Raw genomic sequence first — 15773 nt, 5'->3', positions numbered from 1 at the left:
CGACCATGAGCCTCGCACGCAAGCATTACCAGCAGGCAACGGCCGCCGCGGCATCTGCCGCGGCCGAGCCCGGCCAGCTGATGAACGCCAACGCCTACGAACTGCAGCTGGCCAGCCTCATCGAGCACCGGCGCCGGCTGAAGGAGCTGCAATCCATCGAGCGCAAGATCGAGTTCAAGCGCCGTGTTTTGCCGGAGTACGAACCGTGGGTCGAGGGCGCTTTGGCCAGCGGCCGCGGTGCGCAAGACGACGTGCTCATGACCGTGATGCTGTGGCGCATCGACGCGGGCGATCTCGACGGCGCACTGCGCATCGCTGAGTACGCACTGGCCCATGGCCTGTCGATGCCGGATCAGTACAAGCGCGATCTCGCCACGACGGTGGTCGAGGAAATCTCGGATCAAGCGCTGAAGGAGCTAGCCGAGGGTAAGGCGGCGCCCTGGCAGGCGCTCTCGCGGGCAAACGAGCTGACCCACGAACGCGACATGCCGGATCAGGTTCGAGCGAAGCTGTACAAAGCATGCGGCCTGGAGATGCTCAGAATCGTCGACGAGCCTTCCGACGACCCCACAGCAGGTCGCATGCGTGCAGAGGCGGCGCTGGATTTCCTGCGTCGTGCCGTTCGGCTCTTCGAAAAGGTCGGGGTCAAGAAAGAGATCGAACGCCTCGAACGCTATATCAAAAACCTTCCGGACTCCGCTTCGCCCGCCGCCACCCTCGGGGCGGGCAGCGAGTCCACACCCGAACAAGCTCAAAGCGCCGCGGAGCCCGGCGCGCCTGGGGACGTCGATTCGACTCCGCCCGGCGCGCCGGCCCCGGAATCCTGAGCTGCACTCGTCGCCCAGCGCGCCACGGCGGCGGGGCGGGAATGAGGAATCTCTCTCCCAAAATTCCCGCCCCCCACCGCCGTATTAGGAGCACCGATGTCCGGTTTCGTCGCCACACCTTCGACCGCTGGCGTCCCAGGATCCGGCGACACCATCCGCAACGATGGGTGGTTCCCGGATCTTTCCATGTCACTGGCTCGGGAGACGATTCGACTCGACGGAACCGTTACCGACCAGCGTCTGCGTGATGCGGCGCGGAACGCCATGTCGTCAATCAACATTCAGCTCGCAGCTTACAAAGCCAAATTCATCGCGCTCGACGCCAACGAGTTCAGCGATACGTCAAGCGACACGATCGACGACGAAAAGCGAGTCGTAATGCTGTACCGGCGCGCCGTTTTCTCGACTATCAAAGCTGACCTGATCGAGAAGTATCCCGATTACGACAGCACCGACAGCGGCCTACGGCGTGCCGAAGATCTGCGCCTCAGCGTGGATGAGCAAAGACGCAATGCGAACTGGGCGGTTCGAGACATTCTCGGCAAGCCGCGCACCGTCGTGGAGCTGATCTGATGCGCGTGCATGCGCTGCAGGGCGACACCCTGGACGTTCTTTGCTGGAGACACCTCGGCCGGACCGCAGGCGTGGTGGAAGCCGCGCTCGACGCCAATCCGGGTATCGCCTCGCTCGGCGCAGTACTGCCGCATGGCACGCCGATCGAGCTTCCTGACCCTATCACCACAGCACCAGCGCGCCGCGCTCTGCTGCAGCTTTGGGATTGACGCAACGATGACCGCAACTTCGCTCGGCCTTCCTTCGATCCAAGCATTGGCCGGAACCACCGTGGCATCTACGAGCCTGGGCATGGTCGCCTGGTCCTCGCCGCTCGCCGAAGTTGGAGTTCCGGCAGCGGTACTGTTCATGGCGTTGACGGGCGTCGCGGCCGGCCTCTTGTGCAACCCGCCGGGCGGAACGCGAAAGCGATTGTTCGGTCTCGCGTTCGCGTACATGACGGTGGCCGCCGCGGCCGCCGTCGTCCTGCCTGAGTTTCCCCTGCTGGCTTGGCTGAAGCCGGTGGCCCCCGCCACCGCCCTGCTGCTGGCTTTCTTCGCGCAGACCCTGATCCCTGTCGTCGGGGCTGCGCTCGCGGAGCGCGCGAGGCGCTCGATCGGAGGTGGCTCGTGATGATGTTCGCTGCATGGATCGCATCCTTGGTGGCTTTGCTCACCGGCTTGGCGATGCTGAAAGACACCTACCTGGGGCAGTCCCAGCGGGCAGAAATCCGCGCCATCCTCAGCGCGACGGGACGAACCTTGCGTACCGGTGGGCCTGCCGCGATCGACCGGCGCCAACTGCGCCGCGTGATCCGGTTCTTTCTCCTGGCCATCGTCCTGGTCGTGGTTGTGGCCAGCAGCGGCGTGTGCGTGTTCCTGCCGGGCGCGGGCTCCCGTGGGGTGGACGTGTACGACGTGGCGCTGCGTAGCGCCCTGGCGGCCTTCCTGGCAATGCAGACGCCATGCCCCTGGTGGCGCTACATCCTGCACGGTCAACGCCGTAGCGAACCCACGGGAGACCGTCATGTTCACTGACGCACAACTCGCCGCGGCCATGCGCTGCCAGATCGGGCGGGCCACCCAATGGCAGCCGCATTTGGTTCGCGCGATGACGCGCTTTGGCATCACCACGCGCCTGCGCGCCGTCCACTTCCTCGCACAGCTCGGACACGAAAGCCTGGGCCTGTCGCTGTTGGAGGAAAACCTCAACTACTCGGCCACCGGCTTGTTGGACACCTTCGACAAGTACTTCACTCCCTCGACCGCGGCGCAGTACGCTCGACGTCCCGAACGCATCGCGAATCGTGTCTACGCCAGCAGGAACGGAAACGGCGATGAGGCTTCCGGGGATGGGTGGAAGTATCGCGGCCGTTCCCCGATCCAACTCACGGGCCGGGGAAACTACCTCGCGATCGGCGCCGCCATCAACCGGCCGCTGGTAGATCAGCCCGATCTGGCGGTCAACATCGCTGTCGGATCGGAGATCGCAGCAGCCTACTGGCAGACCAACGGCCTGAACACGCTGGCGGATGGCGATGACGTCCTGCAGGTGAGTCGGCGCATCAATCTGGGCAACGCCCAAAGTAAGCGGACTCCGAATGGCCTGAACGATCGAATCGAACGCACCAAACGGGCGCGTGCCGCGCTTGGGATTCGCTGAAATGACCCGACAACTGGCCCTGCTGCTCGCATTGATCTGCACGATTGGCGGATACATCGTCATCCAGAAACACCGACAAGACGCAGTCGAAGATCGCGCCCTCTCCGCCGAGGCCGACGCGGCTAGGCTCGCCGGGGAGTTGAGCATTGCGCGTTTGTCGGAGCGCGTAGTGACTCAGTACGTCGATCGTGTCCAGGTCGTCCGAGAACGCGGTAAGACCATCACCCAGGAGATTCCCGTTTATGTCACCGCTGAAGCTGATGCTCGTTGCGATGTGCCTGTTGGCTTCGTGCGGCTGCACGACGCAGCCGCGCAAAGTCTGCCCATCGATCGTCCCGCCGGAGATCCTGATGCGCCGGCCCCCGGCGTTACGCTCTCTGCCGTCGCCGGCACCGTTGCAGGCAACTACGGCACCTGCCACGAAGTCCGCGAGCAGTTGATCTCCCTGCAGGATTTCGTGTCGGGCCTGGAACAGATGCCGCCGAGATGATCAAACCAGCCAGCCTGCGAGAACACCTCGTATCGGCGCTGCCCGACTTGGCGCGCGACCCCGACCGCCTGCTGGTTTTCATCGACCAGGGAACACTGGCCGCAACTTTCGCGCCCGGCTTGTCCTTCGAATATCGGTACACCCTGAACCTCATCCTGACCGATTTTGCTGGTCACCCGGACGCCGTCATGGTGCCGTTGCTCTCCTGGATCCGACGCCACCAGCCTGACCTGATGGCTAATCGCGATCGACGCGACCAGATCGCATTTCAGGCGGACATACTCGGGAACGACAAGGTCGATCTCGATATCAAACTGCCCTTGACTGAAAGCGTCGGGGTACACCGAAGCAAAGACGGCACCTTCGCAATCGAACATTACCCGGAGCCTGAACTTGAGGCGGCGTTCGAGGCGGAGCGTTGGAGGGTCTACCTCAAGGGAGTACTGATCGCGGACTTTCAGAGTCCACCGGCTTAGCTGTGGATGACCTCGAACAGCTTGAGCAGTGGGCGGGCGAGTTGCTTGCCAAATTGGAGCCTGCCCGCCGGCGCACGATAATCCGAGCGATAGGCATCGATCTTCGCAGATCGCAGCAGCAACGCATCGCTCAGCAACGCAATCCGGATGGCAGCACGTACGCGCCTCGGAAGCGGGAGAACACGCTGCGGGCGAAGTCCGGTCGGGTCAAGCGAGGTGCGATGTTCGCGAAGATCAAACAGGCCAAACATTTGCGCTTGAATACCACCGGTGACCTGGTCGAAGTCGGATTCGTAGGCCGAGTGGCTCGCATAGCTCGGGTCCACCAGGATGGCTTGGCGGACGATGTTTCTCCCGGTGGTCCCCGCATCCGGTATGAACGAAGGCAACTGCTGGGGTTCACCGCGGAGGATCGGGAGAGAATCGTTGCCGCGCTACTCGATCATCTGGCGAAATAGCCGCGGCGAGGGCTTCGCCGCGGCCATGGTCGTCACCAGTTCCGCAAGAGCAGCTCCCCGGCCGGCTTCGGCTTTCCGCCGCCAACCGTGTACGTCGTGCGCATCCGTTTCGACTTGAACCCACCGTAGATTTTTCTCATGTCGGGATGGTCATTGATCGTCAGGATGCTTCGGCCCTTCATGCTCGCCATCTTTTCGGCCAACGCGGCGTGGTCATCGAGACCGAACTCACCGCCGTACCCGCTTGTCTGCCAGTAAGGCGGGTCAAGGAAAAACAGGGTTTCCGCCTTATCGTAGCGCTCGACGCATTCGCGCCAAGGTAAGTTTTCCACGGTGACGCGGGACAAGCGCAGGTGCGCCTGACTGAGATCCTCTTCCAAGCGCAACAGATTGATGCGCGGGCCGCTGCTGGCCGACGCGCCGAACGTCTGCCCTGTTACCTTCCCGCCGAACGCCAGCTTCTGTAGGTAGAAGAATCGCGCCGCCCGCTGGATATCCGTGAGCGTGTCTACGTGCTGGACCTGCGCCCAGCGAAACATCTCGCGGCTGACGAGTGCCCATTTGAACTGGCGCATCAGCTCCTCCAGGTGGTGCTGGACGCATCGGTAAAGCCGGACGAGTTCGCCGTTGATATCGTTGATCACCTCGACCGGCGCCGGCGTGCGCAGGAACAGGATCGCGGCGCCGCCGGCGAAGGGCTCGACGTAGGTGCGGTGGGGAGTCTCGATCAGAGGGAGAATTTCGGAAGCGAGCCGGCGCTTTCCGCCCGGCCAGGGGATGATGGGTTTTTGCACTGTTTTGTCCAGTCTTTTACTGTTGTGGAGTCGCTGATAGGCTCCCCTAGCTTCGTCGACGAAGCGGGGAACCCGAGGGCGGGTCGGCAGGCTGGACCTGTGGACTCGTCGGCCGTTGTTGTGCGCTAACACGACAGCGGTCGTTCCCTTCTATTTCGCATCGCGATCACACATTCGCTTGCGCCTTCGCATGTAGAAATCGCAATCACAGCGAGACGTCGTTGCGACACATCCTCGCGCGAGGCGAGCCTGTCGCTACTCCGCGCACGGTCTCGCCATGTCCACGTTTACCGCTGTCGATCTATCGCGCCTGCCTGCGCCGAATCTCATCGATCCTTTGAGCTTCGAGACAATCTTTTCCCAAGCGCTAGCCGATCTGCGCGCCCGGCATCCCGAATTCACCGCGACGACCGAAGCCGATCCGGCGTACAAGATCATTCAGACTTTCGCGTGGCGCGAGCTGCTTGTTCGCCAACGAGTGAACGAGGCGGCAAAGGCGGTAATGCCGGCGTACGCACTCGGTGGTGACCTGGACAATATCGCCGCGCGAAATGGCGTGGTTCGCTACATCCTCGACCCTGGCGATCCATCGCGCGGCATTCCCCCAACGATGGAAAGCGACACCGATTTCCGGCGCCGCATGCTCTTGGCGCCCGAGGGATACTCCGTCGCTGGACCGGAAGGTGCCTACATTTTTCATGCGCTTAGCGCGCATGCCGACGTGCGCGATGCGAGCGCCACCAGCCCAAGTCCCGGAGATGTTGTCGTTACGGTGCTCTCTCGCCGCGGCGACGGCACCGCATCGGCCGCGCTGGTGGAGGCAGTGGCCCGCGCGCTCACCGCTGATGACGTCAGGCCGCTTACGGATAGGGTCTCCGTCCAAAGCGCGCAAATCGTTTCATATCGGGTGCGCGCGACTGTCTACACCTACGCCGGTCCGGACTCCACTGTCGTGCTGGCTGAGTCGATGAGGCGCCTGAATCGCTACATCGAAGAATCGCACCACTTAGGCCGCGATGTGCCTCGCTCTGGCCTCTTTTCCGTCCTGCATTCGGAAGGAGTGCAACGCGTCGAACTGCATGAACCGGCTACGGATCTCGTGATCAACAGGGCGCAGGCCTCGTTCTGCACGGAAATCAATGTCACCGCCGGCGGCGTCGATGAGTAGCCTGCTCCCGCCTAACGCGACCAGGGCCGAACGAGCCATTGAAGGCGCGACGGCTCGCATCGGGGAAGTGCCCACGCCCCTGCGCGATCTCTGGGATGAGGATCGTTGCCCTGCTGATCTCCTTCCGTGGCTGGCGTACGCGCACTCGCTCGACTCCTGGGGTCCGACTTGGCCGGAACACATCAAGCGCTCGCGCATCAAAGCTGCGCCCGAAGTGCATCGCCGCAAAGGCACTGCGGCGAGCGTGCGCCAAGTCATCGCCGCGTTCGGCGGCGCGGTCCAATTGCGGGAATGGTGGCAGCTGGACCCTCCCGGTCCGCCGCACACCTTCGACATGGTTCTGACACTCGCGGGCGAAGGTGGCGCAACCGCCACCGCTCAGTACGTCGATGACGTCATCGCCGAGGTGCAGCGGACTAAGCCCGTTCGATCGCATTTCACTTTCGCCCAAGGCCTGCAGGGCATCGGTGGCGTCGGAATCGGCGCCGGCGGGCGCGGGGCCGTCTATCGACGCCTGCAGCTGCAGGCCGTTGAAGCCCAGGAGATCCCGTGAGCGGATTGCAGATCAATGTCACCGCGGCAGGCCGAGCTGCGCTCGTCAACGAGCCCAATACGGGAACGCAGCCCCGTCGCATTAGTCAGATCGGCGTTACATCGTCTGGCGTGGGCGCGGCAACCGGCGTGCTGGTGGGCGAACTCAAGCGGCTAACAACCTTTGCAGGCGCAGCAGTCGCTGACGACACAGTGCATGTCACAATTCGCGACGACAGCGATGCCGTTTACACGCTTCGCGGATTCGCCCTGTACCTGGACGATGGGACGTTGTTTGCGTGGTACGCGCAGAACGACGTGATCCTTGAAAAATCGGCGCAGGCGATGATGCTGCTGGCTGCCGATGTTCGATTCGTCCAGGTCGAGGCTACGAGCCTGACTTTCGGCGATACCAACTGGATCAATCCGCCTGCTACGACAACCGTGCAAGGCGTCGTCGAGATAGCGACGGATCAAGAGTCTATTGCAGGCGAAGATGTGCATCGGGCAGTGCCGCCGGCGGGATTGAAGGCTGCTATGGACGCGAGACTCGGTGCTGATGCGCCAAGTCCACTCATTAAGACCATTCTCGCGATGGCTGCGGCTGTAAGCATCCGCGCAGCGCTTGAGCTCAAGGGCGCAGCGTTGAAGGATGAAGGCAGCGGCAAAGGCCTGGATGCCGATCTGCTCGATGGCCAACACGGCGCCCACTACCTCGCTTGGAGCAATCTCACCGGTAAACCGGCTGTGTTTCCGCCAGCGACACACACGCACCAATGGTCAGATCTAGTTGGTGTTCCCGCTACGGCTCTGCGGTGGGCGAGCTGGGACGAAATCACCGGAAAGCCACAGGCATTCCCACCAAGCGCGCATACACACGCAGCTGCGGACGTCACTGCTGGGATGTTCGCGGATGCGCGAATCGCGCAAACCAACGTCACTCAGCATCAGGCGTCACTCGCGATTGGGTGGGGTCAAATCACTGGAAAGCCCTCTACATATCCCCACGCGGGGCATACGCACGACGGCGCCGATGTAACTGGTCGACTTGGGCCGATGGCCAAGACCATAAATGATTGGAATGCCGCGATCGAAAACGGATGGTTCATGGCTGTGGGAGCGGCAAATGCTCCAGGCGCCGGCTGGTGGATCGGCACCGTAGTGCAGCACAATTCGGCGTGGGTCACGCAAACCCTTTGGGACTTTGCCGGCAATCACCGAAACATCTGGCAAAGGCAACGATCGCAGGATGTTTGGGGGAATTGGGAGCGGCTGCGGATCCATGAGTCCACGCTGGACGAGCGCTACCTTAAGAACACAGGCGGTACACTATCCGGCGATCTCACCGTATATCGCGCCCAGGCGCCAGGAACCGGCGCCATCTGGATCGGCAATACTGGGGCGCGCTATCTGCACTGGGACGGCAACAACTACTACCTCGGCGGGTTGGGCGTTATCTGGAGTAGCGGAAATTTCGATCCAAATTCGAAAGCCAACCTCAGCGGGGCCAATTTCTGGGGCGCTGTTACCGCGCCGACCATCGGCGCCACTTCGTCTGACGCGAGGCTTAAAACCGATATCGAGGATTTGCGCGATTGCTTGGCGACAGTGCGGCGCCTTCGACCGCGACGCTATCGGCTTATTGCTGACGGGTCGGAAGACTTTGGTTGGATTGCTCAAGAACAGAGGGAGGTCTGGCCTCAATCCGTGCACGAGGACGACGCCGGAAACTTGTATGTCAGGTACGGCAAAGGTGAGCCGTTTCTTGCGGGCGCAATCGTCGAACTAGATGACAAAGTCAATGACGCCCTGGCGCGCCTTGAGCAACGAATCGAAGCCCTTGAAGAGGGTCGATGACGATGCCAACTGGGCTGCAATGCAACGTAAACGGGCTCGTCGTCGCTGGAACCACGTACTACGGGTACGTCGATCTTGAGGCGATCTTCCATGCTCGCGGAACCGTGGCGCCGGCGACCTCAGTTTCTTTGACGGGGGCCGGACGAAACCTATCGGACTGGTTCTACCCGCGCTCTGCGGGCGGAACTACGTTGGAGGTCGATACCGGCTTCAATCACAACGGAACAGACATTCGGCAACTGTACGCGAAGCGCGGCACCGTTGGTTCCGGCGGCGGCGGTGGCGGTGGCTGCCTCCCCTTCGAAACTCCCGTTATGCTCTGGGACAACGGGACTAAGGCGATCGGCGAACTTCGGCCAGGAGACACCGTAATCGGAATCTATGTGGATGGCATGCTTGATGCCTCTACCGCGGGCTGGGAGCAATGGACCGCGCCCACCGGAACGCTTACTGACGCGGTGCTGATTCCCGTGGATGTAGTAACAGTTATGTTATCGAGCTACACCTCCTACTATCTGATCAACGGGACGATGCGAGCGACCTTCGAGCATCCATTCCTTGTCGATCGCGCGGGCACGATGCGCTGGGTTACCGCTGCCGATCTGCAAGTCGGCGACGGGCTGATCACGGACACGCTCGAAACGGCTAGCGTCGAGTCCGTCCGGCTCATCAACCAACCAATGCGCGTCGCGAACATCAACGTCGAGCAGGTGGACAATTACCTCGCCCAGCTCCTGCCGGGATGCTCGGTCCTCACCCATAACAACGACCAACAGAAGAACTGACCCGGCACTGTATTTCTCTCGAATACAGTCTCATCGCGGTGCGCTCGCGCGAGGGCTTCCGCAAGATCAGCGACATGGATCCGGTCTCCGAAATTCAACGCCAACTCGGGAACGTGGTCCGCTTCGGAACCATCTTCGAAGTGGACTGCGCTCTCGCCCGTTGCCGAGTCCGCAGCGGCGAAAATGAATCGGACTTCGTCCCATGGGTCACGACTCGCGCCGGCGAAACCAGCGACTGGTCGCCGCCGAAGCCCGGCGAGCAGGTAGTGCTGCTGTGCCCCACCGGGGACATGCTCGGCGCCGTTGCGCTGCGCGGGATCTACTCTGACCAGCGACCACCCCCCGCGAATAGCGCCACCCTCCACGTCGTTCGCTACGCCGATGGCGCGCAGATCGAATACGACCATGGATCGCACGCGCTCAAGGCCACGCTGCCGCAGGGTGGAACTGCAGAGATTACAGCGGACGGTGGAATCACGATCAACGGTCCGCTAACGGTAAACGGCGAAACCAAGATCAACGGGAACACCAGCGTAGATGGCGACATCGGCGTCTCGGGCAAAGCAGAAGCCCAGGCGGACGTCATAGGCGGCGGAATCAGCTTGAAAGATCACAAGCACCCCGGCGTTATGGCCGGCGGCGCGATCACCGGGAAGCCGCAATGAAAGGCATGGACGCCGTCTCGGGTCGCGCCATGTCTGGCGATGAGCACTTGCGGCAGTCGATCGCCGACATTCTCACCACGCCGCTGGGTTCGCGAGTCATGCGCCGCGATTACGGATCGCTGCTACCTGAGCTGATCGATCAACCGTTCAACGGCGCGTCGCAGGTACGCCTGTACGGCGCGACGGCAACGGCGCTGATGCGTTGGGAACCCCGAATCAGCTTGTCCCGCATCCAACTCACCGCCGGCGACGCGCCCGGCGTGTTCGTGCTCGATCTGGAGGTGCGCCGAAGAGATATCGGCCCTTCGAACGAGCACACCCGCCTCAGCATCCCATTGCGCGTCAACGGCAAATAACCCGGAGCCCATCATGGCCGAATATCACCACGGCGTACGAGTCATCGAAATCACCAGCGGCGCACGAAAGATTCGCGTCGTCTCGACCGCAGTCATCGGCATGGTCTGCACCGGTCCGGATGCGGATGCCAGCCAGTTCCCGCTCAACAAGCCCGTACTCCTGACCGATCTGCAGGCGGCTATCGGTAAAGCGGGAGCGACCGGAACCCTGCGCGCCAGCCTGCAGGCGATCGCCGACCAAGGCGACCCGATCACCATCGTCGTTCGTGTCGAGGCCGGCGCCGACGACGCCACCACCACGACCAACGTCATTGGCACGGTGACCGGTGCGACGTTCACCGGACTGCAGGCATTGCTGGCTGCGCAGTCGCAGCTCGGCGTCAAGCCGCGCATCCTGGGAGCACCGGGCCTGGATACGCAACCTGTGGCGACCGCCTTAGTGGTGCTGGCAAAGAAGCTGCGCGCCATGGTTTACGTCAGTGCTGGCACGAGCGCGAACGTGGCGGACGCCGTTCTCTACAGGAACAATTTCGACGCCCGCGAGCTGATGATCATCTGGCCCGACTTCGTCGCCTGGAACGCGAGTGCTACGCCGCCGGCAGCTGCACCGGCCTTCGCCGTGGCTCGCGCCCTGGGGTTGCGTGCCGCGATCGACGAGAGCCAAGGCTGGCATAAGACACTGTCGAACGTGCCCGTTGGCGGCGTTACCGGCTTGTCGCGCGACGTCCATTGGGATCTGCAGGACGCATCCACCGACGCCGGCCTGCTGAACGCTGGCGACGTGACGACCCTCATCAACCACAACGGCTATCGTTTCTGGGGCTCGCGCACCTGCAGCGACGATCCGGCGTTCGCGTTCGAGTCGGCAGCGCGCACCGCTCAGATCCTGGCCGACACCATCGCCGACGGCTTGCTCTGGGCGGTCGATAAGCCGATGACGCCGTCGCTCGTGCGCGACATTGTCGAGACCATCAACGCCGAGTTCCGCTCGCTGGTGGCAAACGGTTACGTGCTCGGCGCGAGCGCGTGGTACGACGATACCACCAATACCGCGGCGACCCTCAAGGATGGCCAGCTGCACATCGACTACGACTACACGCCGGTTCCGCCGCTCGAAAACCTCAATCTCAAGCAGCGAATCTCCGATCGCTACTACGAGGACTTCGGCACCCGCGTCAACGGCTGATCGAACACCAAATCTCAACTGACCACCGGAGAAGCAAATGGCACTCCCGCGTAAATGTAAGCACTTCAACCTGTTCGGAGACGGCGAAAGCTGGATCGGTCAGGTGCTGGAGGTAAAACTGCCGACGCTCAGCCGCGCCATGGAGGATTACCGCGGCGGAGGCATGGGCGGCCCGGTCAAGATCGACCTCGGCCAGGAAGCCCTGGAGCTGGAGGCGAAGTTCGGCGGCATGATGCGCTCCGTTCTGCGCCAGTACGCGAGCAGCCGCCACGATGGCCTGCTGTACCGCTTCGCCGGCTCTTACCAACGCGACGACAGCGGCGCCGTGGACGCCGTCGAAATCGTCGTTCGAGGCCGTCATTCCGAAATCGACATGGGCTCGGCCAAGTCCGGCGACGACACCGAGTTCACCGTCAAGATGGCCCTGAGCTATTACAAGCTCTCCATCAACGGAGTGACCGAAATCGAAATCGATCTCGTACACATGATCGAGGTCGTCGGTGGAGTCGATCGCATGATCGACCATCGCCGCGCAATCGGTATCTGATCCGTCAGGGCCGGCGTGCAGCCGGCCCTCCTACTGAGAGAGAGAAATCATGACCAAAGCCAGCATTCCCTCCGCCGCGCCGATCGACGACGGCGACGGCGAACTCAATCCGAACGCCATCACGCTTAACGCTCCGATCTTGCGCGGCGATACGAAGATCACGGCCGTAACCATTCGGAAACCCGATGCCGGCGAATGCCGGGGCATCGCCCTGGTGGATCTCCTGCAGATGGACGTTGTCGCGCTGCAGACCTTGCTGCCGCGTATCACATCACCTTCGCTTTCTCAGCACGAAGCCAACCGCCTGGATATCGCGGATCTTCTGCAGTTCGGGGGCAAGGTGGCCAGTTTTTTGCTTCCGAAGGGGGCGTAGGCGGCTTGATACCGCGTCGGGTCGAAGACGCGATGGCCGATATCGCTGCAGTGTTCCACTGGCCGCCAGCTACGTTGGACGGCATGAGCATTTCGGAATTGATGGAATGGCGCGAGCGCGCTCGGATACGTAGCGGAGCCGATGGATGAGCAGCAACAATCTGAAACTGCAGGTTCTTCTGGCGGCTATCGACCGCGTCACCGGTCCGCTCCGCAAGATAACCGGCGGCACCAACACCACCGCCCGCGCGCTCAAAGCCGCGAAAGATCGTCTGCGCGAACTCGATCGCGCGCAGACACAGATGCAAGGCTTCCGTCGCCTGAGTGCTCAGGCGACGGATAGCGGCAACGCGATGAAGGCGGCGCACCAGCGCGCCGCCCAGCTTCGAGCATCGATGGCTGGCGTGGAGAATCCCTCCCAGCGTGCTGCACGGGCGCTGGCCAAAGCCGAGCGCGAATCCACCAAGCTCAAGAACGCGCACATCGGCAACCTTCGCGCCTTGAAAAGCGCCAAGGCCGAACTTGTCGCAGCCGGTATCGAAATTAAGAAACTCGGGGAAAACGAGCGTCGCGTGCGGTTGGAGATGACGCAGACAAATGCCGTCATCGACAAGCAGCGACAGAAACTGGCCCGGCTGGCCACGCAGAATCAGCGGCTCCACGCAGCGCAGGCCAAGATGCAGAAAGCGCGGCGGGCCGCCGGCGCGGCCGCCGGCGCCGGCGCTGCGCTTGGCGGAGCTGCAGCAGTCATCGGCGCGCCGATCATCGCCCAAGTCAAGGCATACGCGAGCTGGGAGGATGCAATGCTCGGCGTTGCGCGCCAAGTCCAGGGCGCGCGCGACGGCGCCGGCAATCTGACTCCCCTTTACTACTCGCTTGGCGACGCTATCAAGGCGATGGCCGAACGCGTGCCGATGGCGACGACAGAAATTGCGGCGCTGGTCGAGGCCGGCGCCAGAATGGGCATTCAAGGCCGCGAGAACCTTCTCGCTTTTGCCGAAACGACCGCGGTCACGGCAAACGCTTTCGATCTGCCAGTCGACGAAGTCGGCGAAAACATGGGCAAGCTCGCCCAGCTGTACAAAATTCCGATCCGGAATATCAGCGAACTCGGCGATGCAATCAACTGGCTCGACGACAATGCGCTGGCCAAGGGCGGCGATATCATCGACGTCATGCAACGCCTTGGCAGCGTGGCCGACAAACTGGACTTTCGCAAGGCCGCGGCCCTCGGCAGTACGTTTTTGTCGTTGGGCGCAGCACCCGAGATCGCCGCCAGCGCATCAAACGCGATGGTCCGCGAACTATCAATTGCGACGATGCAGTCCAAGCGATTCAAGGCCGGCCTGGAGACGCTTGGACTCGACGCGCGGGCGCTGCAGCAGGGAATGGTCAAGGACGCAACGGGCACGATCCTAGGCGTACTGGACGCAATCAAGAAGCTGCCCAGCGATGACCAGATGACTGTCGCGACGCAGTTGTTCGGAAAGGAGTTCGGCGACGATGCGGCGAAGCTGGCGAACAATCTCAGCGAGTATCGCCGGCAGCTCGATCTCGTGAACCAGTCCCAGGCGCGCGGGTCGATGCAGCGCGAGGCCTCCGCTCGGCTGAAGAATCTCTCGACCGGGTACACCCTGCTCAAGAACACCCTGTTCAATACCCTGGCCGAGAGCGGCGCCGTTCTGGCCCCTACCTTGCTCGCGATGATGAAATCGGCCCGCGACCTGCTGGGCCAGTTCCGCGGATGGGTCAAAGAGAACCCCGCGCTCGCCGGCGGACTCGTCAAAACAGCGGCATCCGTCGCCGTCTTGCTGGCCGGCGTAAGCGGACTGGCGCTCGGTATCGCCGGCGTGCTCGGCCCGCTGGCCATGGTCAGGTACTCGGCGACAGCTCTCGGCATCCGGCTCCAGCCGCTGCTTGCGAGCCTACGCGGCCTGGGCGCGCGCGTGCTGCCCGTGCTGGCAAACGGTGCGCGATTGCTGCTGCCGGTCCTGGGCGGCCTTAGCGCGCCCGTCCTGGCCGTTATAGCGGCGGTGGCCGCCGCCGGCTTCCTGCTCTGGAAGTACTGGCAGCCGATCAAGGCGTTCATGGTCGGAATGTGGGAGGGCATTTCGGCCGCGGTCGCCCCCGTCGCCGCCGAGATCCGGACCGCCCTGGCGCCGCTCGCCCCTCTGTGGGATCTGATCAGTGGTGCGATGGGCCGAGCGTGGAACTGGCTCAAAGAGCTGCTGACGCCCTTCCAGGCCACCAACGAGCAGCTTCAGAACGCCACCGGCTACGGACGTAGCTTCGGCCAGGTCATCGGTCAAGTTTTGGCGATGCAGATCCGCATGCTGGTCCGAGCCGTTTCCTGGATGGTCGGCGCTTTTTCCGCCGCACATGGTGCAATCGTTCGCGTGCTCGGGGGAATCTGGTCCTACGTGCAAGGCGCATGGGCCATGATCACCGGCATATTCAGCGGCGACGGCGGCCGAATCCGAGCGGGCCTGTCGCAAATGTGGTCAGGCATCAACGCCGTATTGTCAGGCTGGCCAGCGAAAATGATGCAGGCCGGCATCGATATGCTTGCCGGTTTGGTGCGCGGCATACGGTCGAGTCTGGGCGCGGTCAATGACGCGATCTCCGGCGTCGGCGCAGGCGTTGTGGGGCGGTTCAAATCCCTTCTGGGAATACACAGCCCGTCGAGGGTCTTCGCCGAACTCGGCGGTTACACCATGCAGGGATACGCGGGTGGCCTGATACGCGGACAGCGAGCGCCGTTGCAAGCGATGCAGGGTTTCGGGAAGCGCATTCGCCAGATCGGCGCCGGCGTCGCGATCACTGCGGCCGCGACTCCTGCGTTCGCGATCGACAACCGACCACCCATCGCCTCTCAAGGCATCGGCGGCGGCACCAGTCGAGTCTACGAGATCACCATCAATTTCACTGGCGCAGCGCCTTCTGTGCCCGATATCGAGCAAGCCGTCCGCACTGCAATCGACAACGTCGAGCGTGCGAAATCCGCGCGCCAGCGGTCTCGCTTGAATGACAACGGCAACTGAGGAACC

General features: G+C 62.8%; 21 protein-coding genes. 20 read left to right on the top strand and 1 reads right to left on the bottom strand.

What is annotated here, in order from left to right; translation table 11 throughout:
* Positions 1 to 5 precede the first annotated feature (5 nt).
* The 9 genes from gpM to ACTOWJ_RS23390 all read left to right on the top strand — a co-directional run bounded on the left by gpM (position 6) and on the right by ACTOWJ_RS23390 (position 4465).
* Positions 6 to 827, top strand: a complete 822-nt coding sequence (gene gpM / locus ACTOWJ_RS23430) for a phage terminase small subunit (protein ID WP_441337028.1) — start codon at positions 6 to 8, stop codon at positions 825 to 827.
* A gap of 96 nt (positions 828 to 923) precedes the next feature.
* A complete protein-coding gene (locus tag ACTOWJ_RS23425; RefSeq protein ID WP_441337027.1) occupies positions 924 to 1400 on the top strand; it encodes a head completion/stabilization protein in 477 nt (158 codons plus the stop codon).
* The gene (locus tag ACTOWJ_RS23420; RefSeq protein WP_441337026.1) at positions 1400 to 1609 is read left to right on the top strand and encodes a tail protein X; all 210 of its coding nucleotides are present in this window, start codon (positions 1400 to 1402) and stop codon (positions 1607 to 1609) included. The genes ACTOWJ_RS23425 and ACTOWJ_RS23420 overlap by 1 nt, the downstream gene beginning before the upstream one ends.
* Before the next feature lie 82 nt (positions 1610 to 1691).
* Positions 1692 to 2012: a hypothetical protein gene (locus ACTOWJ_RS23415; RefSeq protein ID WP_441337025.1), complete on the top strand. Its 321-nt coding sequence runs from the start codon at positions 1692 to 1694 to the stop codon at positions 2010 to 2012.
* Positions 2009 to 2416, top strand: coding sequence for a hypothetical protein (locus tag ACTOWJ_RS23410; protein WP_441337024.1), 408 nt, complete (start codon positions 2009 to 2011; stop codon positions 2414 to 2416). Before ACTOWJ_RS23415 ends, ACTOWJ_RS23410 begins: the two co-directional genes overlap by 4 nt.
* Entirely contained in the window at positions 2406 to 3041 is a 636-nt protein-coding gene (locus ACTOWJ_RS23405; RefSeq protein WP_441337023.1) for a glycoside hydrolase family 19 protein, read from the top strand. The genes ACTOWJ_RS23410 and ACTOWJ_RS23405 overlap by 11 nt, the downstream gene beginning before the upstream one ends.
* A gap of 1 nt (position 3042) precedes the next feature.
* Positions 3043 to 3531, top strand: a complete 489-nt coding sequence (locus tag ACTOWJ_RS23400; RefSeq protein ID WP_441337022.1) for a hypothetical protein — start codon at positions 3043 to 3045, stop codon at positions 3529 to 3531.
* Positions 3528 to 4007 carry a phage tail protein gene (locus ACTOWJ_RS23395; RefSeq protein WP_441337021.1) on the top strand — a complete coding sequence of 160 codons (480 nt, stop codon included), beginning with the start codon at positions 3528 to 3530 and terminating at the stop codon, positions 4005 to 4007. Before ACTOWJ_RS23400 ends, ACTOWJ_RS23395 begins: the two co-directional genes overlap by 4 nt.
* A gap of 2 nt (positions 4008 to 4009) precedes the next feature.
* Positions 4010 to 4465, top strand: coding sequence for a phage virion morphogenesis protein (locus ACTOWJ_RS23390; protein WP_441337020.1), 456 nt, complete (start codon positions 4010 to 4012; stop codon positions 4463 to 4465).
* Positions 4466 to 4497: 32 nt separating this feature from the next.
* Here the strand turns inward: ACTOWJ_RS23390 and ACTOWJ_RS23385 are convergent, their stop codons facing one another.
* Positions 4498 to 5259: a DNA adenine methylase gene (locus ACTOWJ_RS23385; protein WP_441337019.1), complete on the bottom strand. Its 762-nt coding sequence runs from the start codon at positions 5257 to 5259 to the stop codon at positions 4498 to 4500.
* 277 nt (positions 5260 to 5536) lie between these two features.
* Between ACTOWJ_RS23385 and ACTOWJ_RS23380 the strand changes: the two genes are divergently transcribed.
* The 11 genes from ACTOWJ_RS23380 to ACTOWJ_RS23330 all read left to right on the top strand — a co-directional run bounded on the left by ACTOWJ_RS23380 (position 5537) and on the right by ACTOWJ_RS23330 (position 15767).
* A complete protein-coding gene (locus tag ACTOWJ_RS23380) occupies positions 5537 to 6427 on the top strand; it encodes a baseplate assembly protein (RefSeq protein ID WP_441337018.1) in 891 nt (296 codons plus the stop codon).
* Positions 6420 to 6980 carry a phage tail protein I gene (locus ACTOWJ_RS23375; RefSeq protein ID WP_441337017.1) on the top strand — a complete coding sequence of 187 codons (561 nt, stop codon included), beginning with the start codon at positions 6420 to 6422 and terminating at the stop codon, positions 6978 to 6980. Before ACTOWJ_RS23380 ends, ACTOWJ_RS23375 begins: the two co-directional genes overlap by 8 nt.
* Positions 6977 to 8815, top strand: a complete 1839-nt coding sequence (locus ACTOWJ_RS23370; protein WP_441337016.1) for a pyocin knob domain-containing S74 family peptidase — start codon at positions 6977 to 6979, stop codon at positions 8813 to 8815. Before ACTOWJ_RS23375 ends, ACTOWJ_RS23370 begins: the two co-directional genes overlap by 4 nt.
* The gene (locus ACTOWJ_RS23365; protein ID WP_441337015.1) at positions 8812 to 9600 is read left to right on the top strand and encodes a Hint domain-containing protein; all 789 of its coding nucleotides are present in this window, start codon (positions 8812 to 8814) and stop codon (positions 9598 to 9600) included. Before ACTOWJ_RS23370 ends, ACTOWJ_RS23365 begins: the two co-directional genes overlap by 4 nt.
* 74 nt (positions 9601 to 9674) lie before the next feature.
* Entirely contained in the window at positions 9675 to 10265 is a 591-nt protein-coding gene (locus tag ACTOWJ_RS23360) for a phage baseplate assembly protein V (protein ID WP_441337014.1), read from the top strand.
* Entirely contained in the window at positions 10262 to 10621 is a 360-nt protein-coding gene (locus ACTOWJ_RS23355; RefSeq protein ID WP_441337013.1) for a GPW/gp25 family protein, read from the top strand. The genes ACTOWJ_RS23360 and ACTOWJ_RS23355 overlap by 4 nt, the downstream gene beginning before the upstream one ends.
* 10 nt (positions 10622 to 10631) lie before the next feature.
* The gene (locus ACTOWJ_RS23350; RefSeq protein WP_441337093.1) at positions 10632 to 11807 is read left to right on the top strand and encodes a phage tail sheath protein; all 1176 of its coding nucleotides are present in this window, start codon (positions 10632 to 10634) and stop codon (positions 11805 to 11807) included.
* Positions 11808 to 11844: 37 nt separating this feature from the next.
* A complete protein-coding gene (locus tag ACTOWJ_RS23345) occupies positions 11845 to 12354 on the top strand; it encodes a phage major tail tube protein (RefSeq protein WP_441337012.1) in 510 nt (169 codons plus the stop codon).
* A 49-nt stretch (positions 12355 to 12403) separates the two neighbouring features.
* Entirely contained in the window at positions 12404 to 12727 is a 324-nt protein-coding gene (locus ACTOWJ_RS23340) for a phage tail assembly protein (protein WP_441337011.1), read from the top strand.
* Between the two features lie 32 nt (positions 12728 to 12759).
* Positions 12760 to 12876 (top strand): GpE family phage tail protein, encoded by a 117-nt coding sequence (locus ACTOWJ_RS23335; RefSeq protein WP_441337010.1) that lies wholly within the window; start codon positions 12760 to 12762, stop codon positions 12874 to 12876.
* The gene (locus tag ACTOWJ_RS23330) at positions 12873 to 15767 is read left to right on the top strand and encodes a phage tail tape measure protein (protein ID WP_441337009.1); all 2895 of its coding nucleotides are present in this window, start codon (positions 12873 to 12875) and stop codon (positions 15765 to 15767) included. Before ACTOWJ_RS23335 ends, ACTOWJ_RS23330 begins: the two co-directional genes overlap by 4 nt.
* Positions 15768 to 15773 lie beyond the last annotated feature (6 nt).

The sequence above is a fragment of the Lysobacter sp. CA199 genome, assembly GCF_052078715.1.
Classification (GTDB): Bacteria; Pseudomonadota; Gammaproteobacteria; order Xanthomonadales; family Xanthomonadaceae; genus Lysobacter.
Note: the sequence above shows the minus strand (reverse complement) of the source record. Positions and strands in the feature narration are given on the sequence as shown.